Here is a 19,015-nt window from a genome sequence, read left to right as displayed (position 1 = left end):
CTCAGTGCCCGCCGACCAGCTCGTGGGCCGCGCGGGCAATGGCCAGTTCTTCGTTGGTGGGTACCACCAGCACGGTCACCGGGGCGGACTCCGGCGAAATGCGGCGGATGCCCGGCGCTCTCTTCTCATTGCGGGCCGGGTCGATGTCGATGCCCAGCGCCTGTAGACCCGCCAGGGCGTCGGCGCGCACCGCCGAGCTGTTCTCCCCCACACCGGCGGTGAAGATGATGGTGTCGACGGTGCCGAGTTCCACCAGGTAGGCGCCGAGATAGCGGCGCAAGCGGTGGATGTAGACGTCGTAGGCGAGCTTCGCCTGGGTGTCGCCGCCGTCGATGAGCTGCTGCAATTCGCGGAAGTCGTTGACCCCGCTCATGCCTTTGAGGCCGGAACTGCGGTTAAGCAGTTGCTCCACCTGACTCACGTCCAGATCGGCCGCCCGCATGAGATACGGCGTGACGCCGGGATCCAGATCGCCCGGCCTGGTTCCCATCACCAGACCTTCGAGTGGGGTCATCCCCATGGTGGTGTCGATCGCGACGCCCCCTCGGATCGACGAAGCCGACGCCCCGTTCCCCAGGTGGAAAACGATCTGGTTCAGCTCTTCGGTCGGTTTCCCCAGGTACTCCGCGGCCTTCTCCGACACGTACTGGTGCGAGGTCCCGTGGAAGCCGTACTTGCGAATACCGTGGGCCGCGGCGAGTTTCGCGTCGATCGCGTAGGTCTTGGCGGCGTCGGGCAAGGTGTGGAAGAACCCCGTGTCGAAGACCGCGACCTCGGGAATGCCGGGCAGCAGCTCCCGCGTCGACTCGATACCGACCACGTTGGCGGGATTGTGCAGCGGCGCGAGCACCGACAGTTCGTCGATCGCGTGCAGCACGTCGTCGGTGATCAGGGTCGGTTCCCAGAACACCTCGCCGCCGTGCACCACCCGGTGCCCGACCGCGCCGATGCCGACCGTGGTCAGGTCGAGGCCGGTCTCGCGGAACATCTCGAACGCCCGCAGCAGACCGGCTCTGTGGTCGGGTATCGCCCCGTCGTATTCGAGTTCGGCCGTCCCCGCCTCGTGCACGATCCTGCCGCCGTGCGACTCGCCGATCTTCTCGACCAGGCCGGATGCCAGCACCTGCGCCGAAACAGCATGCAGCAGTTGATACTTGATCGAAGAGGAGCCACTGTTCAGCACCAGAACAAGGTCACTCACTTGCCATCCCCCTGAGCCTGGATGGCGGTGATCGCCACCGTGTTGACGATGTCGGCGACCAGTGCGCCGCGCGAAAGATCGTTCACCGGCTTGCGCAGACCCTGGAGCACCGGCCCGATCGCGACCGCGCCCGCGCTGCGCTGCACCGCCTTGTAGGTGTTGTTGCCGGTATTGAGGTCGGGGAAGACGAAAACCGTGGCCTTGCCCGCCACTTCGGAATCGGGCAGCTTGGCGCTGGCGACGGCGGGCTCGATCGCCGCGTCGTACTGGATCGGGCCTTCCACCGGCAGTTCCGGCGCACGCTCACGCACGAGTTCGGTGGCCGTGCGCACCTTGTCGACGTCGGCGCCGGTGCCGGACGCGCCGGTCGAGTAGGACAACATCGCCACCCGGGGGTCGATCCCGAAACGGGCCGCCGTGCCCGCCGAGGACACCGCGATGTCGGCCAGCTGCTCCGAGGTCGGATCGGGAACCACCGCGCAATCGCCATAGGCGAGCACACGATCGGCCAAGCACATCAGGAACACGCTCGACACCGTGGAGACCCCGGGCACCGTCTTGATGATCTCGAACGAGGGCCGGATCGTGTGCGCGGTGGTGTGCGCGGCACCGGAGACCATGCCGTCGGCGATCCCCTTGTAGACCATCATGGTGCCGAAATACGAGATGTCGGACATGGTTTCGCGCGCACGCTCGAGCGTCATGCCCTTGTGCTTGCGCAATTCGGTGTATTCGGCGGCGAATTCGTCGAGGTAGCCCGAGGTGCGCGGCGCCATCACCTGGGCGTCGGCGATATCGACACCCAGCTCGGCGGCGCGGGCCCGTACCGAGGTCTCGTCACCGAGGATGGTGAGGTCGGCGATCTTGCGCTGCAGCACTCGACCGGCCGCACGAATGATGCGGTCGTCATCGCCCTCGGGCAGCACGATGCGTTTGCGGTCGGCGCGGGCGCGTTCGATCAGCCGGTATTCGAACATCTGCGGTGTCACGACGGCCGAGGACGGAACCTGAATGCGCCGCAACAGCTCCGGCGCGTCGACCCGCTGCTCCATCAGCGCGAGCGCGGTGTCGACCTTGCGCGGGCTGCCCGCCCACATCCGGCCGCGGGTGCCGTGCACGGCACTGGCGGTGTCGTAGGTACCCAGCTCGGTGGCCAGGATCGGCAGCCGGGGGTGCAGGCCCTCCATCAGCCGCGCGATGGCCGGATGCGGGCGAAGACCGCCGTTCATGATCACGCCCGCCAGCGACGGGAAGCCTTCTGCCTCGTGGGCGTTCACCAGGCTGAGCAGCACGTCGGAGCGGTCGCCCGGGGCGATCACCACCACACCGTCGGAGAGCCGCTCCAGGATGTGTTCGGCGGTCATCCCGCCGACCATGATGCGCAGCGCCTCACGCTGCAGCAATTCCGGGTCGCCACTGTAGATTTCGCCGTCGATCGCCTCGCACAGCTCGCCCATGGTCGGCGCCATCAGCAGCGGCACCTCGGGCAGCGTCCAGGACGGCACATCGAAACCGGCCAGTGCGGTCGCGATGTCGTCGAGCTCGTCGGGAGCGCACCGATTGGCGACGATCGCGACCAGGTGGGCGTGCTCGGTGGCGAGCTCGGCGGTACACAGTTCGACCAATTGCTTGACCTCGCCGGGCGTACGTTCCGCGCCGCGAACGACCAGCAGGACCGGCGCGCCCAGGTTCACCGCGATCCGGGCGTTGAAGCGCAGCTCGCTCGGGCTGGCGACGTCGGTGTAGTCGCTGCCGACGATCACCACCGCGTCACAAGCCTTGGCGACGTCGTGGAAACGCATCACGATGTCGCTGATCGCGGCCGTGGGGTCGCGGTGGACGTCCTCGTAGGTGACGCCGACGGCCTGCTCGTAGCTGATATCGGCGGTGCTGTGCTCGAGCAGCAGTTCGAGGATGTAGTCGGGTTCGTCGGTGGAACGGGTGATCGGACGGAACACGCCGACGCGTGCGGTGGTCGCGCACAGCATGCCGAGGACACCCAGTGCCACCGTAGATTTTCCGGTGTCACCCTCGGGCGAGGCGATGTACACGGTGGACGGCGCTTGTTCGACCATGCTCGCGAGCTTAGTGAATCGGCGGCGATTCAGGGGTTCGGCGGGGTCCGATCGGTCGCGTTATAGTCCGGCCCATGACATCGCAGTTCCCGGATCGCCAGTGGGGCTCCCGCGCCAATCCCCTGTCCCGCGCCGCCACCCGATTCGCCGCGACCAAGCCGGGTTCCTGGCTGATCCGCACCATCACCCCGCTCGACCGCGCCCTGCTCGAGCGCACCGACGCCAAGTACACCGTGCTGGGCCCGATCGGCGCCCCGGTGATCCTGCTCACTACCACCGGCCGCAAGTCCGGCGTCGCGCGCACCCAGCCGCTGCTCTACGTCCACGACGGCGACACCCTGTACGTGGTCGGTTCCAACTTCGGCCAGGCCCACCACCCCGCCTGGACCGGCAACCTGCTCGCCGATCCGGCAGCCACTGTCGCCATCGCCGGCGAACGCATCCCGGTGACCGCCACCCCTGTCACCGACGCGGACAAGGACGCGATCTTCGCCCGCTTCATCGATATCACCGGCGCCTACGCCGCCTACCGCGACCGCACCACCCGCGACCTACGCATGTTCGCCCTGCGCCGGTCGTAAGCGCCGGGTTCGGGCCGGACCCTCTTCGAGAACGTCGAGCGGACTCTCGCGGCCGTCGGAGCGACCTGGACCGACGTCTGCCGCCCGGGCGACCGCACTCGTGAACCGGCAGGACTGACGAGGTATCCGGTCAGCCCTGCCGGCTCGAGACTCGCCCACGACGTGGCGGTGATCAGACCTTGTCGACTTCGCCGTTCGACAGAGCCTTCTGCAAGGAATTGAAGACCGTCAGGCCCTGACCGACCATGCCGTTGAGCAGCTCGCCCACGCCGTCGGGGCCGTTGAGGACGGTGAGGTTGGCGCCCGCCAGGCCGTGCGAGGCCTGCTTGACGATTTCCGGGAGTTGCTCGATGAGCATCTGGTCCAGCGCGATGCGGTTGTTGGACGCCGCTGCCTCGGCCTGAATACGGGTGCGGTCGGCCTCGGCCACCGCGAGGATGCGGACTCGTTCCGCCTCCGCCTCAGCGGGTTTCACCACTTCGGCCTGGAGTTGCTGTTCGCGCAGTTCCGCGTTCTTGCGGGCCTGCTCGGCCTGGGCGTGCAGCACGGCCTGCCTGGCGATGGCGTCGGCGAGCGGGCCCGCCTGTGCCGCTTCGGCATTGGCCTTGTCGATGTCGCGCTGGTACTGCGCCTTGAGGATCGAGGTCTCACGTTCGTATTCGGCGCGACGGCGCAACGACTCCTGCTCGGCTTCGGCGGAGCGCTGCGCGGCCTGGGCCTGAGCGATCTGGGCATCGCGCTGGACGGCCGCATTGTGCGGTGCCGCAAGGGCATTGATGTAGCCGAGGTTGCCGTCGTCGATGGACTGGATCTGGAACGAGTCGACCCACAGGCCGATATTGCTCATCTCCACCTTGGAGGCGATCAGCACCTCGTCGGCCAGCTTCTGACGTTCGCGGATGATCTCCTCGACAGTCATCGAGCCCACGATCGAGCGCAGATGACCGGAGAAGATCCGCCCGGTCAGCACCGACATCTCCTGCTCCTGTTCGGACAGGAAGCGCTGTGCCGCATTGACGATCGACTGGGTGTCGTTGGCGACCTTGAACGCGATCACCGCACGCACATCGAGCTGGATGGCCTGCTTGGTGACGCAGCGCTCGCGGATCTCGGACTCGAACATGGCCAGTGACAGGTAGCGGACCTTGCGGAACAGCGGCACCACCCAGGTGCCGCGCCCGATGACCACCTTGAACGGGGTGTCGTCCTTGGTCTTGGCGCCACTGACCAGCATGGCTTCGTCGGGATCGGGAACGTGATAGCCCAGCATCGCGGGCCCCTTTCATTCAGAGGGAAGCGGAATCCAGGTGACCACGTCGACCAGGCGACCCGGGTGGACCGCGACGATCAACACGGTGGTCCAGGCGGCGATCGGTTCGTCGGCTCGGGCGAGATAGAGCTCGGTGCCCCCGCGAATCGAGATCAGTACCTCACCCAGTGCGCCCGCCTCCCGAATCGGTGACGTGATGGTGCCCGTCATGCCCTGCACCGAGTCGGTCATCGCGGGTGAACCTCCCTGTCTCGCACCGGATGCCGTCAGCGTACGGAGGGTCGGCTATAAGCCGGTAGCAAAATTCTTATTGACAGTATCCTGTCAAATATGACAGGATACTGTCATGTCGAAGAAAACAGTTCACGTAGCCGTCTACGACACCCTGGCCGACTGGGAAGTGGGGGCCGCGACGGCCCACATCGCCAACGGCAACTGGCACCGGGAGCCCGGAACGTTCGAGGTCGCGACGGTCGGCCTCACCACCGAACCGATCACCACCATGGGACGCCTGCGAGTGACGCCCGACCTGGCCGTCACCGATCTCGACCCGGCCGGTAGCGCGATGCTGATCCTGCCCGGCGCGGATCTGTGGATGGGTGCGGACCTGATCGCGTTCGCGCACAAGGCGAAAGAGTTCGTCGACGCCGGGGTGCCGGTGGCCGCGATCTGCGGCGCGACCTTCGGACTGGCCACGGCGGGACTGCTCGATGATCGCGCGCACACCAGCAACGCGGCGGAATTCCTTGGCTACAGCGGATACTCGGGTGCGCGGCACTACGTCGAGGCGCCCGCGGTCACCGACGGTGACGTGATCACCGCGGACGGCATGTCGCCGTTCGAATTCGCCAGGGAGATCTTCGCGCGGCTCGATCTGTACGAACCGCGGGTACTCGAGGCCTGGTACCAGCTGTACGCGCACAAGGACCCGGCCGGGTACGCCACGCTCGCCGAATACGAAGGGAGCCACGCGGCTTGAACTCCGAACAGGACCTGCTCGACGGCGCCGCCCTCACCGTCTTCCGGCTCAACGGTCAATTCCTGACCATCGGCGACGGCTTGTCCGCGCCGGCCGGAATCTCGGTGGCCTGGTGGCAGGTGATGGCCGCGGTGCAGGACCAGCCGCAGCCGGTAGCCGGGATCGCCCGCGCGATGGGCATCACCCGGCAGAGCGTGCAGCGGATCGCGGACCTGCTGGTCGGCAAGGGCATGTGCGAGTACCGGCCCAACCCCGCGCACAAGCGGGCCAAGCTGGTCGCGATGACCGAGGAAGGCACGGCCGCCATCCGTCGCATCGATCCGCAGCACGCGGCCATGGCGCACCGGCTGGCCGAGGCGCTCGGCCCGGCCGAGTTCGCCGCGACGGTCGCGACCCTCACGCGTCTCGCGGCGACCCTCGACACGATCATCGCCGACGAGGACTAGCCACGGCGCACAACGGCCGACGCCCCCATCACCGCACAGGTGATGGGGGCGTCACGTCGGTCCGGGTCAGCCCTGGAGGACCGCCTCGATCTCGAGGGTGAGGGTGATCTTGTCGCCGATCACGGCGCCGCCGTCGGGCAGCGGCATGTCGATGTCGAGGCCGAAGTCGCGGCGCGAGACCACGGTCTTGGCCTCGAAGCCGGCGACCTGACCGTTGCCCATGCCCGGGCTCACGCCGACGAACTCGACCTCGAGGGTGACCGGCTTGGTGTTGCCGCGCACGGTGAACTCGCCGTCGACGACGAAATCGCTGCCCTCGCCACGGAATGCGGTGGACTTGAAGGTCATCAGCGGGAATTCCTCGGCGTGGAAGAAGTCGGCGGTGCGCAGGTGGCCGTCGCGCTGAGCATTGTCGGTGGTGAGGGAGTCGACGCGGATCTCGGCGTGCGCGGTGGCGGTGCCGTCCTCGGCGATCACGAGCGCGCCGTCGAAGTCGGTGAAGCGGCCACGGACCTTGCTCACCATCAGGTGGCGTACGGAGAAGCCGACGGTCGAGTGGGTGGGGTCGATGGCCCAGGTGCCTGCGGTGAGTCCCTTGGCGATGGCGGTGGTCATGAGTGTGCTCCTTGGGGGTTGGTGTGCATCAGTGATTCGCTGCGAGAAGGTCTTCGAACGGGGTCGTATCGGTGTACGGGTCGGTGGGTCGGGTGGCGGACGTGCCGAGCAGTAGCGCGCCGAATTCGGCTGCGGCGCGGTCGATTCGATTGTTGAGCGCCTTGTCGCCGCCGTTCGCGCCCCAATCTGTCGACGCCGCGTAGACCGCGGTGGGGACGACGATCGAGCGCAGGTAGGCGAACAGCGGGCGCACCGCGTGCTCCAGCGCCAGGGAATGACGCTCGGTGCCGCCGGTCGCGCCGGTGAGCACCGGCATCCCGGCGAGCGAATCCGGTTCCAGCACATCGAAGAACGTCTTGAACAGGCCGCTGTAGGAGGCGCTGAAGATCGGCGTCACGGCGATCAGGCCATCGGCGGTGACGACCTTGTCGATCGCCGCCCGCAGCGCGGGGGCCGGGAAGCCGGTGAGCAGGTTGTCGGCCAGATCGCGAGCGTGATCGCGCAGGTCGACGAAGTCCACTTCGACCTCGGCGCCTTTCGCGCGGAGCTCGCGTGCTGCCGCGGCGGCCAGTCGATCGGCCAGCAAACGTGTCGACGAAGGCTGCGAAAGCCCTGCCGAGACCACGGCGATACGGGTTGTCATGCGATCACCTCCGTGGTGTGCGGGCCGCCGAATGCGCGGCGCGGTGTGGATGTCACGCGTTGACCTCCGCCATGGTCTTGGCGGCGAGCAGCGAGTCGTGCGTCGGCGCGTCCGGGACGTGCGCCGGGCGTCGAGCCGCGAACTCCTTGCGCAACACCGGGATCACCTCCTCGCCGAGCAGGTCCAGCTGCTCGAGCACCGTCTTCAACGGGAGTCCGGCATGGTCGACCAGGAACAGCTGGCGCTGGTAGTCGCCGAAGTGCTCGCGGAAGGTGAGCGTCTTCTCGATCACCTGCTCCGGGCTGCCCACGGTGAGCGGGGTCTGCTCGGTGAAATCCTCCAGCGACGGGCCGTGGCCGTAGACGGGCGCGTTGTCGAAGTAGGGCCGGAATTCGCGGACCGCGTCCTGCGAGTTCTTGCGCAGGAACACTTGTCCGCCGAGACCGACGATCGCCTGGTCGGCGCTGCCGTGGCCGTAGTGCTCGTAGCGCCTGCGGTACAGGTCGATCAGCCGCTTGAAATGGTCGGTGGGCCAGAAGATGTGGTTGGCGAAGAAGCCGTCACCGTAGTACGCGGCCTGTTCGGCGATCTCGGGGCTCCGGATCGACCCGTGCCAGACGAACGGTGGCACGTCGTCGAGCGGACGCGGGGTCGAGGTGAACGACTGCAGCGGGGTACGGAACTTGCCTTCCCAGTTCACGACGTCTTCACGCCACAGCCGGTGCAGCAGAGCGTAGTTCTCGATGGCCAGGGGGATGCCGTCGCGGATGTCCTTGCCGAACCACGGATAGACCGGGCCGGTGTTGCCGCGGCCGAGCATCAGGTCGACGCGGCCGTCGGCCAGGTGCTGCAGCATCGCGAAGTCCTCGGCGATCTTGACCGGGTCGTTCGTGGTGATGAGCGTGGTCGAAGTGGACAGCAAGATGTTGTCGGTGCGGCCCGCGATATAGCCGAGCATCGTCGTCGGTGACGACGGCACGAAGGGCCGATTGTGGTGCTCGCCCATCGCGAACACATCGAGGCCCACTTCCTCGGCCTTCTGCGCGATCGCGACCATCGCCTTGATCCGCTCGGCCTCGGTGGGGGTGCGGCCGGAGGTGGGATCGGTGGTCACATCGCCGACGCTGAAGATTCCGAACTGCACGGGCCCTCCTTTGGTTGCCATGGCAACTACAACCACGGCAGGCGGGCACCTATTCCGATGAGATGCGGATCACATGGCTACTCGGCGAACGGGTGGCGCGTGCGGCCGATCAAGTCGGCCACCGAGCCCACCACCATGGTCGGCCGGAACGGATAGGCCTCCACCGAGGACTTCGTCGAGATGCCGGAGGTCACCAGCACCGTGCGCAGACCCGCCTCCAAGCCGGCGATCACGTCGGTGTCCATCCGGTCGCCGATCATCACCGTCGATTGGGAATGCGCGCCGATCTGACGCAGCGCCGAGCGCATCATCAGCGGATTGGGCTTGCCGACGTAGTACGGCTCCTTACCGGTGGCACGGGTGATCAGGGCGGCGACCGAACCGGTGGCGGGCAGCACGCCGTCGCGCGAGGGTCCGGTGGCATCAGGATTGGTGGCGATGAACTTCGCGCCCCTGTCCACCAGCCGGATCGCGGTGGTGATCGCCTCGAAGGAGTACGTCCGGGTCTCGCCGAGGACCACGTAATCAGGGTCGCTGTCGGTGAGCACGTAGCCGATCTCGTGCAGCGCGGTGGTGAGACCGGATTCGCCGACCACGTACGCGGTGCCGTTGGGGCGCTGGTCGTCGAGGAAGGTCGCCGTGGCCAGCGCCGAGGTCCAGATCGACTCCTCGGGGATGTCGAGGCCGGTGTGGCGCAGGCGGGCCTGCAGGTCGCGGGGCGTGCGGATCGAGTTGTTGGTCAGCACGAGGAACGGGATCTCGTTGGCGCGCAGTTCGGCGAGGAACTCGTCGGCGCCGGGGATCAGCTGATCCTCGTGCACCAGCACGCCGTCCATGTCGGTGAGGTACGACAAGATCTGCTCATCCTTGGTGGCCACCAGTTAATTGTCCGCTAAAACTCGGCGTGGTGGGTGACGAAACGGCATGGGCGCGGATGACGGGCTGCGCGCTAGTGTCGTGTTGGCAGGGGTCAACGGACGACAGGAGTGGCTGGAATGGTTGAGCTCAAGCTCGGGTACAAGGCATCGGCAGAGCAGTTCGGGCCACGAGAGCTGGTCGAACTCGGCGTCGCCGCCGAGCAGCACGGTCTCGACAGCGCGACCGTGAGCGACCACTTCCAGCCGTGGCGCCACGACGGCGGGCACGCGCCGTTCTCGCTGGCCTGGCTGGCGGCCGTCGGCGAGCGCACCGAACGCATCCAGCTCGGCACCTCCGTGCTCACCCCGACCTTCCGCTACAACCCGGCGGTGATCGCGCAGGCCTTCGCCACCATGGGCTGCCTGTACCCGGGCCGGGTGATGCTCGGTGTGGGCACCGGTGAAGCGCTCAACGAGATCGCCACCGGTTACAAGGGCGAATGGCCCGACTTCAAGGAGCGTTTCGCCCGCCTGCGGGAAGCGGTGAAGATGATGCGCGAATTGTGGACCGGCGATCGCGTCGATTTCGACGGCGATTACTACCACACCGTGGGCGCCTCCATCTACGACGTTCCCAAGGGCGGCATCCCCGTCTACATCGCCGCGGGCGGCCCGGTGGTCGCCAGGTACGCGGGTCGCGCGGGCGACGGTTTCATCTGCACCTCGGGCAAGGGCATGGACCTCTACACCGAGAAGCTGCTGCCCGCCGTCGCCGAGGGCGCCGAGAAGGTCGACCGCGATGTCGCCGAGATCGACAAGATGATCGAGATCAAGATCTCCTACGACACCGATCCCGAACTGGCACTACAGAACACGCGATTCTGGGCCCCCCTCTCCCTGACCCCCGAACAGAAGCACGACATCACCGACCCCATCGAAATGGAGAAGGCCGCCGACGCCCTCCCGATCGAACAGGTCGCCAAGCGCTGGATCGTCGCCAGCGACCCCGACGAAGCCGTCGCCGCGATCAAGCCCTACCTCGACGCGGGCCTCAACCACCTGGTCTTCCATGCCCCCGGCCAAGACCAGCTCCGCTTCCTCGATCTGTTCAAGCGAGACCTGGCCCCCCGCCTGCGCGCCCTGGGCTGAGACCGGCCGCCGCGAATCCCTGGCCGGGCTCCATTAACGGCGCCCGGCCAGATATCGATCCATGGTCACGAACATCGGATCGACACAAGGAAACGAACCATGGGATTGTGGATCGGTAGCCCCGCGCTGAACGCCACCGAGAACGTCGTCTGGCAGAAACTCGCCAATCGAACGCAAGGCAGCAGGGCCGTCGGCGGACGCCTCCACCTGACCGAAACCCGACTGCTCTTCGTGCCCAATCACCTCGACGCGATCACCGGCGGCAAGCGCTGGGAAGCGCGCCTGACCCAGCTGCGCGCCGTCGGGCAGCAGAGCCCGGATGGCGGCCTGTTCAGCGGCGGCCTGCGCACTCGTCTGCGCGTCGACACCGACGCCGGAACCGAGCTTTTCGTCATCGATCCGATCGACGAGGCGATCGCGATTCTGGACGCCGCTAGGCAGTGAATCCGCTCAGGGCATGGTCGAGGCCACCGAGAAGCCGCCCTGAAGCCTGTAGACAATAGTAGACAATTTTCGGCTAGAATGATTTCATGAAGTCGATCAGTGTCGGCGAACTCCGCCAGAATCCGTCCGCGATGGTCGCCGACGTCGAGTCCGGCGAGGTCTACGAGTTGACGCGCCACAACCATCGGGTCGGCTACATCGTCCCCGCGGTCTCGTCGACCCAGATCATCCGGCGCGCGGTCGACGGCGGGGCACACACGAGTGCCATCGCCCGGCACGAACTCCGCAGCGCTGCGTCGATCGACGAGCTCCTCGAGTCCGAGAAGGGCGAGTGGTGAGGGCCTATTACCTCGACACCTCGGTGGCAATGCGGATCATGCTGGGGCATTCCATCGAAGCCGCACGGTGGTTCGATGAGACGACCGCGGACAAAGAGTGCCGGATCGTCTCTTCGCGACTGTTGCGCACCGAGATCACTCGCGTCCTTCGCCGGGAAGGCCTGCCTGTGCTCGACCGAGGTCAGATCATCGACCACATCGACATCATTCCGATCGATCACGCTGTGCTGAACGAAGCCGAGGCGATCATCTCGCACATCCGGACACTCGACGCGATTCATCTCGCCTCGGCACTGCGCAGCGGCTTGGACGATCTCACAGTGGTGACCCACGACAAGAACATGGCCACCGTCGCGGGCCACCTGGGGTTCGCGGTCTACGACCCGGTCCGGTAAGCGATCCACGAGTCCGACGTCGACCTGCCGAGCGTGGATCGTTGCGACAGGCCGACTCGGGACGTTCGGACGAACTAGCTCAGGGCGTTGTCGAGGTCGCCGAGGAGATCTTCGAGGTCTTCCAGACCGACCGAGATGCGAACTACCCCGTCGGACAAGCCGATTGACGCGCGCCCCTCCGGGCCCATGGCTCGGTGGGTGGTGGTGGCGGGGTGGGTGATCATGGTTTTGGCGTCGCCGAGGTTGTTGGAGATGTCGATGATGCGGAGGCGGTTGAGGACCTCGAAGGCTCGCTTCTTGCCGTCTTCGCCGTTGAGGGCGAAGGTGACTACTGTGCCGCCGCCGGTCATCTGCTCTTTGGCCAGTGCGTGTTGCGGATGTGATTCCAGGAAGGGGTATTTCACCCAGTCGACCGAATTCTTGGTCTCCAGGAACTCGGCTACCCGCAGGGCCGACTCGGTGGAGTGGCGCACGCGCAACGGCATGGTTTCCAGGCCCTTGAGCAAGGTCCAGGCGTTGAAGGGGCTCAGGGCCGGGCCGGTGTGGCGCATCAGGGTTTTGACGGGGCCGTCGATGTAGTCCTGGGCGCCGAGGATGGCGCCGCCGAGGACGCGACCCTGGCCGTCGATGTGTTTGGTGCCGGAGTAGACCACCACGTCGGCGCCGAGTTCGAAGCCGCGCTGGAGCAGGGGGGTGGCGAAGACGTTGTCCAGCACCACCTTCGCGCCCGCGGCGTGGGCGAGCTCGGTGACCTTGCGGACATCGACGAGGGTCTGCATCGGGTTGGCGGGGGTCTCGAAGAACACGGCCTGGGTGGGGACGGACAGGGCCTGCTCCCACTGGTCGAGGTCGTCACCGTCGACGAAGACGGTTTCGATGCCCCAGCGCGGCAGGATCTCGTTACAGACCACGAAACAGGAACCGAACAGGCTGCGGGCGGCGACGAGACGGTCGCCCGCCTTCAGCAGGGCACCGAGCGCGGTGAACACCGCCGACATGCCGGACGCGGTCGCGAAGGCCGCCTCGGCGCCGTCGAGCAGGCGGATGCGCTCCTCGAACATGGCCACGGTCGGGTTGCCGAAGCGCGAGTAGACGAAGTGCTCGACGTCGCCGGTGAACGCGGCCTCGGCGGCCTCGGCGCTCTCATAGACGAAACCCGAGGTCAGATACAGCGCCTCGGAGGTCTCGTCGAAGCCGGAACGGCGCAGGCCGCCACGCACGCCGAGCGTGCCGGGACCGACGCCTTCGGGCAGTGGCTTGTCGAACGAACCACCGGTGATCATGCTTTTCTCCTTATGCCTGACGCCACGGCAGGCCGACAGCGCGCCAACCGGTGCTGCCGCGCTGACCGAACGCGTCGGGACCACCTTCGAAACCGTCGAGCACGTTGTAGGACGGCGCCACGCCCGCCGCCGTCGCCAGGTTCGCCGCATGCGCGGAACGCTGGCCGGAGCGACACAGGAACACCACGGGTGCGTCGTCGGGGCGACCGGCGAGTGCCTTCTCGAGCTGCACTCCGAACTCCGGGTTGCGCGTGCCGGTGCCGTCGACCCATTCGATGAAATGGGCCGGGCGTTCGATGGAGCTGGTGTCGGGGATGCCGATGTGTGCCCACTCGCCCTCGGTGCGCACGTCGACCAGCACGGCGCCGGGGTGCTCGGTGAGCAGCTCCCACGCCTTCTCAGGGGTGATGTCGCCGGCGTAAGTCATGTCGATCCTCCTGCGTGAATCCGCTCTTGCCGTGCCGGAAATCCCCGAACACACGGCCAGGTCGTCACCCGGAGCACCCCACCGCGGAGGAGGGTTGCCGACCAGCGAGCCGGGGCTTGACGCTGGCACTCATGACCTTGCGATCTGAGATTGCCTCGGCACCGGTCATCGTGTCAAACGATTCAGAACGAGCACACCAGCCACGCGCTGTCCACGCGGGTCAGTTTCCAGTTGCTCGCCGCCGGGTTGCCGTTGACCACGAGCGCCGCGTCGATTTTGGCGCGGTCACCGTTGACGGTGGCGTTCTCGAAACCCTTGCCGTCGATCGTGACAGTGGATTTCGGGCCACCGAGCTGTTCGCCGAGGCCGGAGGTCTCTTCGCTGAAGCCGGGGCAGGCCACGCCCGTCGGCGGACGGAGGTCGCTGCGCGAGCGCGCGTCGATATAGTTGGTGACAGCGGCCGCGAGACGGTCGGCCTCTGTGACATTTTTCTCAGCGGGTGAGAGCAGTCCACCCGCCACGATGCCGATGAGCACGATGATCGCGATCACCGCGGCCGCGACGAACGGGACGATGGAACGCTTGTCGGTCTGATCCACCACTACGGGCTGGTCATCCGAGCCTGTTTGCTCCTCGTTCATGGGGTGTCGTAGCGCAAAAACCGGTCCTCTATGACCGGCCACGAGCACGGCAAGTTGAAGCCTGACGCGCACAGCGCTACTCCTCCTTTCGGGATAGTCAGGTTACAGATAAGCATGCTAATTTGTAAGGCGTGGGCGAGGTTGTGAAGCGGGCTTTCAAGTACCGGTTTCACCCGACCCCGGAGCAAGCCGCTGAGTTGGAACGGACCTTCGGTTGCGTGCGCAAGGTATACAACCTCGCACTCGAGACCCGGACCGTGGCGTGGCAGCGGGGCGAGCGGGTCAACTACAACACCACGTCGGCGATGCTGACCGAATGGAAACGCAGCGAAGACCTCGCCTATCTGAGTGCGGTGTCGTCGGTGCCGTTGCAACAGTCGTTGCGTCACCTGCAAACGGCATTCGCCAACTTCTGGGACAAGCGGGCCAAATACCCACGCTTCAAGTCCCGTAAGAAGTCCAGGGCCAGCGCGGAGTACACCCGGTCGGGGTTCCGGTGGCGTGACGGGGAGCTGACTTTGGCGAAGATGAGCGAACCGCTCGCCATCGTCTGGTCGCGCGAGCTGCCCGGCGATCCCTCCACGGTGACGGTGTCGCGAGACGCGGCCCGTCGCTGGTTCGTGTCCTTGCTGTGCGAGGATCCCACGGTCGAGCCACTCCCTCGCACGGGTCAGGCGGTCGGGATCGACGCCGGGCTGACCCATTTGCTCACCCTGTCGACCGGCGAGAAGATCGCCAACCCGCGCCACGAACGCGCCGACCGTGCCCGGTTGGCGAAAGCTCAGCGCAGCCTGTCCCACAAGGAGGAGGGCTCGGCGAACCGGGCCAAGGCTCGGCGCAAAGTCGCTCGCGTCCACGCTCGCATCGCCGACCGCAGACGCGACTACCTGCACAAGATCACTACTCGGCTCGTGCGTGAGAACCAAACGCTCGTGATCGAGGATTTGACCGTCCGCAACATGATCCGCAATCACTCGCTCGCGCGAGCGATCTCGGACGCGTCGTGGTCGGAGTTTCGGTCGATGCTGGAGTACAAGGCCGATTGGTACGGCCGCAAAGTAGTTGCGATCGATCGCTGGTACCCCTCGTCGAAGCTGTGCTCGTCGTGTGGTGTCTTGCGCAACAAGATGCCTCTCGAGGTGCGTGAGTGGGTGTGCAGTTGCGGTGTCCGACATGATCGGGATGTGAACGCCGCGAAGAATCTTTTGGCCGCCGGGCTGGCGGTGACAGTCTGTGGAGATGGTGTGAGACCTCAACGGAACCCTCCGGGCGGGCAGTCGTCGGTGAAGCAGAAAACCCGACCCGCGAGGGTGGGGACCCCGGTCCTTCAGGGACGGGACGATGTCAAGCTGTAATCCTGACAGGGGAAAAAGCAACCGTGCGGGCAGCTACACCGCGCCCCACGAAGCCATCAGCGTCGCAGCTAGAATCACACGTGATTGCGGCCTGCTGCCGCAACTCGGCAGCTGCCAGTAAGTCGGCATGCCGACTTAGCCTAAGCTAAGTTGACGCCGTCAAATCAGTTCTCGACCAAAGGGTGCGCGTAGAAATGACCGAACAGAGTGCAGCGACTCGCCCACTTCGCATTGCGATCGTGGGTGCGGGACCGGCCGGTATCTACGCCGCCGACGCGTTGATGAAGTCCGATGCCGACGTGAGCATCGACCTCTACGAGCGCATGCCCGCGCCCTTCGGTCTCATCCGCTACGGCGTCGCCCCCGACCACCCCCGTATCAAGGGCATCATCACCGCCCTGCACAAGGTCCTCGACAAAGACCAGGTCCGCCTGCTCGGCAACATCGACTACGGCACCGACATCACCCTCGACGACCTGCGCCAGTTCTACGACGCGGTCATCTTCTCCACCGGCGCCAACGCCGACCGCGCCCTGGCCATCCCCGGCATCGACCTCGACGGCTCCTACGGCGCCGCCGACTTCGTGTCCTGGTACGACGGCCACCCCGACGTCCCCCGCTCCTGGCCCCTCGAGGCCGAGAAGGTCGCCGTCCTCGGCGTCGGCAACGTCGCCCTCGACGTCGCGCGCGTGCTGGCCAAGACCGGTGACGAACTGCTGCCGACCGAGATCCCGCCGAACGTCTACGAAGGACTCAAGGCCAACAAGGCCCTCGAGGTCCACGTGTTCGGTCGTCGTGGCCCCGCGCAGGCCAAGTTCACGCCCCTCGAGCTGCGCGAACTCGACCACTCGCCGACGATCGAGGTCATCGTCAACCCCGAGGACATCGACTACGACGAGGGCTCCGAAGCCGCACGCCGTAACTCCAAGCAGGTCGACATGGTCGCCAACACCTTGGAGCAGTGGGCCATCCGCGACCACGGCGACCGCCCGCACAAGCTGTTCCTGCACTTCTTCGAATCGCCCTCGGAGATCCTCGGCGCCGACGGCAAGGTCGTCGGCCTGAAGACCGAACGCACTCAGCTCGACGGCACCGGCAACGTCAAGGGCACCGGCAACTTCACCGACTGGGACATCCAGGCCGTGTACCGCGCCGTGGGCTACCTCTCGCAGAACGTCACGCAGCTGCCGTTCGACGATCAGGCGGGCACGGTGCCCAACGAGGCCGGCCGCGTGATCGCCGACGACACCGCCGAAGGTGACGCCCGATTCATGCCCGCCACCTACGTGACCGGCTGGATCAAGCGCGGCCCGGTCGGCCTCATCGGCCACACCAAGGGCGACGCCAACGAGACCATCGCCTGCCTGCTCGACGACGCCAAGGCCTTCGCCCCCGCGCCGAAGCCCGAGCTCGACGCCGTCACCGAGTTCCTCGAGGGCAAGGGCATCCCGTTCACCACCTGGGCGGGCTGGTACCGCCTCGACGCCCACGAGCGCGCCCTCGGCGAGCCCGAAGGCCGCGAGCGCGTGAAGGTCGTGGAACGCGAGGACATGCTGCGCGCCTCCGAGCCGAACAAGGCCTGAGTTTTTGGCGCGCTGGCGCGCGCGTGTTCGCGGCCCTGAATGGCCCGCCGATGTGCGGGGTTGGGTGTGCTGTCATGGCAGAACTCGGGGTTTCAGTGGTCCCGTCCTAGTGGGGGCGCGACGTTGAGTGCGCTCGCGCCGCAGAGATAAGGCATTCTGTACTGGTGTTCGATGCCCACGTCCACATCATCGATCCGCGGTTTCCGCTGATCGAGAACGAAGGCTATCTCCCCGAGCCCTACGTGATCGATGACTATCGAAAGCGTATGGCGCACTTCGATGTTCGCGGCGGTGCTGTCGTCAGCGCGTCTTTCCAAGGCGCCGATCAGACGTACCTGAAGGCAGCACTGGCCGCGCTCGGTCCCGACTGGGTCGGCGTGACCCGGCTGGATCTCGACGCCACCGACGACGAGATCCTCGAGCTGAACCGGGCAGGCGTACGCGCCCTGCGGTTCAACCTCAAGCGCGCCGCCGCCGACATCACCGAGATGACATTGCAGGCGTTGCGCGCCCACGAACTGGCGGGCTGGCACGTGGAGCTCTACATCGACGGTCAGATGCTGGCCTCGCTGCAACCGGTGATCTCGAAGCTGCCCGCGCTCTCGATCGACCATCTCGGCATGTCCGACGAGGGTCTGCCGTACCTGCTCGACCTGGTGGACCGCGGCGCCAGGGTGAAGGCGACCGGGTTCGGCCGGGTCGAGATGGATGTGGCCGAGACGCTGCGGCGCATCCACACCGTCAACCCGGGTGCGCTGATGTTCGGCAGCGATCTGCCCGGCACGCGCGCCGGTAGGCCGTTCGAGGAGCGCGATGTGGACCTGATCTCGCAGGTGGTCGGCTCCGATATCCACGCGGTGCTCGAGGACAATGCCCGCGAGTTCTACCGGCTGCCCGCGGTGCGTCGCCCGGAATCCGAGCCGCTACCCCGCATCGAGAATCCGACTATCCCGATCCCGCGCAATCAGCTCCCCGGCGCGGACGACCACACCCGCCCGCTGCCGATCATCGAGTAGTCAGCTGATGATCGCGCCGGTGAGCCACACACCGGACGCGATCAGCGCGCCGAACAACTCGACCAGCATCGACAGGCCGACGCCCTTGAGCGCGTGCACCGTCGCGGGCCAGGCCAGGTCGTTGGTCTTCAGGCGGTACAGCTCGGCCAGGTACACACCGAGCACGAAGCCGATGAACAGGCCGACGATCGGGATCACGAAGAAGCCGGCGATGCCGAGCACCGCACCGGCCAGCAGCGCACGGTTCGACACCCCGGCTTCGCGCATCCGCTTGCCCGGCCAGGTGTACTTCACGACGCCGGAGAGCGCCAGCGCGACGGTGGCGATCGCCAGCACCGTCCAGGCCGTCGCACCGCCGGTCATGAACGCCCACACCGCGATCGCCGCGAAAATGAGGATCACCCCCGGCAGAATCGGTACGATCACGCCGACGATGCCGACCAGAATGACAAGGCCGACAACGACCTCACCCCACACGCCCACTACCGGGTCCTCCCGTTGCCGCGCCGAGTCGCGCTCGTGCGAATTCTCGCCCATGCTCTACCCGAGCCGCCACCCCAGCGCTATTGTCAA

General features: G+C 66.5%; 21 protein-coding genes, 1 pseudogene and 1 riboswitch. Of the genes and pseudogenes, 10 read left to right on the top strand and 12 right to left on the bottom strand.

What is annotated here, in order from left to right:
• Position 1: 1 nt before the first annotated feature.
• Together ACFTS5_RS21480 and pta are read right to left on the bottom strand one after the other, a co-directional pair.
• On the bottom strand, positions 2-1,201 hold the full coding sequence (locus ACFTS5_RS21480) for an acetate kinase (RefSeq protein ID WP_378633676.1): 1,200 nt from the start codon (positions 1,199-1,201) through the stop codon (positions 2-4).
• The gene (gene pta / locus ACFTS5_RS21475) at positions 1,198-3,276 is read right to left on the bottom strand and encodes a phosphate acetyltransferase (protein WP_378633673.1); all 2,079 of its coding nucleotides are present in this window, start codon (positions 3,274-3,276) and stop codon (positions 1,198-1,200) included. Before pta ends, ACFTS5_RS21480 begins: the two co-directional genes overlap by 4 nt.
• 74 nt (positions 3,277-3,350) lie before the next feature.
• On the opposite strand from pta, the gene ACFTS5_RS21470 reads away from it, so the two are divergent.
• Positions 3,351-3,857, top strand: a complete 507-nt coding sequence (locus ACFTS5_RS21470) for a nitroreductase/quinone reductase family protein (RefSeq protein ID WP_378633671.1) — start codon at positions 3,351-3,353, stop codon at positions 3,855-3,857.
• A gap of 172 nt (positions 3,858-4,029) precedes the next feature.
• Here ACFTS5_RS21470 and ACFTS5_RS21465 read toward each other — a convergent pair whose 3' ends face one another.
• A complete protein-coding gene (locus ACFTS5_RS21465; protein WP_378633668.1) occupies positions 4,030-5,127 on the bottom strand; it encodes an SPFH domain-containing protein in 1,098 nt (365 codons plus the stop codon).
• 12 nt (positions 5,128-5,139) lie between these two features.
• The gene (locus ACFTS5_RS21460) at positions 5,140-5,358 is read right to left on the bottom strand and encodes a hypothetical protein (protein WP_378633666.1); all 219 of its coding nucleotides are present in this window, start codon (positions 5,356-5,358) and stop codon (positions 5,140-5,142) included.
• A 115-nt stretch (positions 5,359-5,473) separates the two neighbouring features.
• Between ACFTS5_RS21460 and ACFTS5_RS21455 the strand changes: the two genes are divergently transcribed.
• Both ACFTS5_RS21455 and ACFTS5_RS21450 read left to right on the top strand, forming a co-directional pair.
• Positions 5,474-6,106 carry a DJ-1/PfpI family protein gene (locus tag ACFTS5_RS21455; protein WP_378633663.1) on the top strand — a complete coding sequence of 211 codons (633 nt, stop codon included), beginning with the start codon at positions 5,474-5,476 and terminating at the stop codon, positions 6,104-6,106.
• The gene (locus ACFTS5_RS21450; protein WP_378633660.1) at positions 6,103-6,552 is read left to right on the top strand and encodes a MarR family winged helix-turn-helix transcriptional regulator; all 450 of its coding nucleotides are present in this window, start codon (positions 6,103-6,105) and stop codon (positions 6,550-6,552) included. Before ACFTS5_RS21455 ends, ACFTS5_RS21450 begins: the two co-directional genes overlap by 4 nt.
• Positions 6,553-6,618: 66 nt before the next feature.
• Here the strand turns inward: ACFTS5_RS21450 and ACFTS5_RS21445 are convergent, their stop codons facing one another.
• The 4 genes from ACFTS5_RS21445 to ACFTS5_RS21430 form a co-directional block, all read right to left on the bottom strand.
• Entirely contained in the window at positions 6,619-7,167 is a 549-nt protein-coding gene (locus ACFTS5_RS21445; protein ID WP_378633658.1) for a YceI family protein, read from the bottom strand.
• Between the two features lie 28 nt (positions 7,168-7,195).
• Positions 7,196-7,810 carry an FMN reductase gene (locus tag ACFTS5_RS21440; protein ID WP_378633655.1) on the bottom strand — a complete coding sequence of 205 codons (615 nt, stop codon included), beginning with the start codon at positions 7,808-7,810 and terminating at the stop codon, positions 7,196-7,198.
• Positions 7,811-7,862: 52 nt separating this feature from the next.
• Complete coding sequence (locus tag ACFTS5_RS21435; protein WP_378633652.1) at positions 7,863-8,954, bottom strand: LLM class flavin-dependent oxidoreductase; 1,092 nt, start codon at positions 8,952-8,954, stop codon at positions 7,863-7,865.
• Between the two features lie 77 nt (positions 8,955-9,031).
• Positions 9,032-9,790: an HAD-IIA family hydrolase gene (locus ACFTS5_RS21430; protein WP_378634471.1), complete on the bottom strand. Its 759-nt coding sequence runs from the start codon at positions 9,788-9,790 to the stop codon at positions 9,032-9,034.
• Positions 9,791-9,949: 159 nt separating this feature from the next.
• Here ACFTS5_RS21430 and fgd point away from each other — a divergent pair, with 159 nt between their 5' ends.
• The 4 genes and pseudogenes from fgd (at position 9,950) to ACFTS5_RS21410 (ending at position 12,137) form a co-directional block, all read left to right on the top strand.
• A complete protein-coding gene (fgd, locus tag ACFTS5_RS21425) occupies positions 9,950-10,960 on the top strand; it encodes a glucose-6-phosphate dehydrogenase (coenzyme-F420) (RefSeq protein WP_378633650.1) in 1,011 nt (336 codons plus the stop codon).
• A 99-nt stretch (positions 10,961-11,059) separates the two neighbouring features.
• On the top strand, positions 11,060-11,404 hold the full coding sequence (locus ACFTS5_RS21420; protein WP_378633647.1) for a hypothetical protein: 345 nt from the start codon (positions 11,060-11,062) through the stop codon (positions 11,402-11,404).
• An 86-nt stretch (positions 11,405-11,490) separates the two neighbouring features.
• Positions 11,491-11,640: pseudogene (locus tag ACFTS5_RS21415) on the top strand (type II toxin-antitoxin system Phd/YefM family antitoxin); the annotation flags it as partial.
• Between the two features lie 98 nt (positions 11,641-11,738).
• Positions 11,739-12,137, top strand: coding sequence for a PIN domain-containing protein (locus tag ACFTS5_RS21410; protein WP_378633645.1), 399 nt, complete (start codon positions 11,739-11,741; stop codon positions 12,135-12,137).
• Positions 12,138-12,211: 74 nt separating this feature from the next.
• On the opposite strand, the gene ACFTS5_RS21405 is transcribed toward ACFTS5_RS21410, so the two are convergent.
• The 3 genes from ACFTS5_RS21405 to ACFTS5_RS21395 form a co-directional block, all read right to left on the bottom strand.
• Positions 12,212-13,420, bottom strand: coding sequence for an O-succinylhomoserine sulfhydrylase (locus ACFTS5_RS21405; RefSeq protein WP_378633642.1), 1,209 nt, complete (start codon positions 13,418-13,420; stop codon positions 12,212-12,214).
• Between the two features lie 10 nt (positions 13,421-13,430).
• Positions 13,431-13,847 carry a rhodanese-like domain-containing protein gene (locus ACFTS5_RS21400; RefSeq protein WP_056815009.1) on the bottom strand — a complete coding sequence of 139 codons (417 nt, stop codon included), beginning with the start codon at positions 13,845-13,847 and terminating at the stop codon, positions 13,431-13,433.
• Positions 13,848-13,864: 17 nt separating this feature from the next.
• Positions 13,865-13,984, bottom strand: a riboswitch (SAM riboswitch).
• A 45-nt stretch (positions 13,985-14,029) separates the two neighbouring features.
• Positions 14,030-14,560, bottom strand: coding sequence for a hypothetical protein (locus ACFTS5_RS21395; RefSeq protein ID WP_378633640.1), 531 nt, complete (start codon positions 14,558-14,560; stop codon positions 14,030-14,032).
• 71 nt (positions 14,561-14,631) lie between these two features.
• On the opposite strand from ACFTS5_RS21395, the gene ACFTS5_RS21390 reads away from it, so the two are divergent.
• From ACFTS5_RS21390 to ACFTS5_RS21380, 3 genes are all read left to right on the top strand, one after another.
• Positions 14,632-15,843 (top strand): RNA-guided endonuclease InsQ/TnpB family protein, encoded by a 1,212-nt coding sequence (locus ACFTS5_RS21390; protein WP_378634470.1) that lies wholly within the window; start codon positions 14,632-14,634, stop codon positions 15,841-15,843.
• A 194-nt stretch (positions 15,844-16,037) separates the two neighbouring features.
• The gene (locus tag ACFTS5_RS21385; protein ID WP_378633637.1) at positions 16,038-17,426 is read left to right on the top strand and encodes an FAD-dependent oxidoreductase; all 1,389 of its coding nucleotides are present in this window, start codon (positions 16,038-16,040) and stop codon (positions 17,424-17,426) included.
• A gap of 164 nt (positions 17,427-17,590) precedes the next feature.
• The gene (locus ACFTS5_RS21380) at positions 17,591-18,442 is read left to right on the top strand and encodes an amidohydrolase family protein (protein ID WP_378633634.1); all 852 of its coding nucleotides are present in this window, start codon (positions 17,591-17,593) and stop codon (positions 18,440-18,442) included.
• Here ACFTS5_RS21380 and ACFTS5_RS21375 read toward each other — a convergent pair whose 3' ends face one another.
• Entirely contained in the window at positions 18,443-18,925 is a 483-nt protein-coding gene (locus tag ACFTS5_RS21375) for a DUF456 domain-containing protein (protein WP_378634468.1), read from the bottom strand. It abuts the gene before it with no gap.
• Positions 18,926-19,015 lie beyond the last annotated feature (90 nt).

Origin of the sequence: Nocardia sp. NPDC056952, assembly GCF_042674185.1 — a bacterium.
Lineage (GTDB): Bacteria > Actinomycetota > Actinomycetes > Mycobacteriales > Mycobacteriaceae > Nocardia.
The sequence above is the reverse complement of the archived record's forward strand: the minus strand, read 5'-3'. Positions and strand labels throughout refer to the sequence as shown.

Coding starts and splice junctions, on each gene's coding strand:
- ACFTS5_RS21420 (WP_378633647.1), top strand. CDS start 11,060: ATGGGATTGTGGATCGGTAGCCCCGCGCTGAACGCCACCGAGAACGTC.
- ACFTS5_RS21470 (WP_378633671.1), top strand. CDS start 3,351: ATGACATCGCAGTTCCCGGATCGCCAGTGGGGCTCCCGCGCCAATCCC.
- ACFTS5_RS21465 (WP_378633668.1), bottom strand. CDS start 5,127: ATGCTGGGCTATCACGTTCCCGATCCCGACGAAGCCATGCTGGTCAGT.
- ACFTS5_RS21400 (WP_056815009.1), bottom strand. CDS start 13,847: ATGACTTACGCCGGCGACATCACCCCTGAGAAGGCGTGGGAGCTGCTC.
- ACFTS5_RS21460 (WP_378633666.1), bottom strand. CDS start 5,358: ATGACCGACTCGGTGCAGGGCATGACGGGCACCATCACGTCACCGATT.
- ACFTS5_RS21440 (WP_378633655.1), bottom strand. CDS start 7,810: ATGACAACCCGTATCGCCGTGGTCTCGGCAGGGCTTTCGCAGCCTTCG.
- fgd (WP_378633650.1), top strand. CDS start 9,950: ATGGTTGAGCTCAAGCTCGGGTACAAGGCATCGGCAGAGCAGTTCGGG.
- ACFTS5_RS21430 (WP_378634471.1), bottom strand. CDS start 9,790: ATGGACGGCGTGCTGGTGCACGAGGATCAGCTGATCCCCGGCGCCGAC.
- ACFTS5_RS21445 (WP_378633658.1), bottom strand. CDS start 7,167: ATGACCACCGCCATCGCCAAGGGACTCACCGCAGGCACCTGGGCCATC.
- pta (WP_378633673.1), bottom strand. CDS start 3,276: ATGGTCGAACAAGCGCCGTCCACCGTGTACATCGCCTCGCCCGAGGGT.
- ACFTS5_RS21385 (WP_378633637.1), top strand. CDS start 16,038: ATGACCGAACAGAGTGCAGCGACTCGCCCACTTCGCATTGCGATCGTG.
- ACFTS5_RS21455 (WP_378633663.1), top strand. CDS start 5,474: ATGTCGAAGAAAACAGTTCACGTAGCCGTCTACGACACCCTGGCCGAC.
- ACFTS5_RS21405 (WP_378633642.1), bottom strand. CDS start 13,420: ATGATCACCGGTGGTTCGTTCGACAAGCCACTGCCCGAAGGCGTCGGT.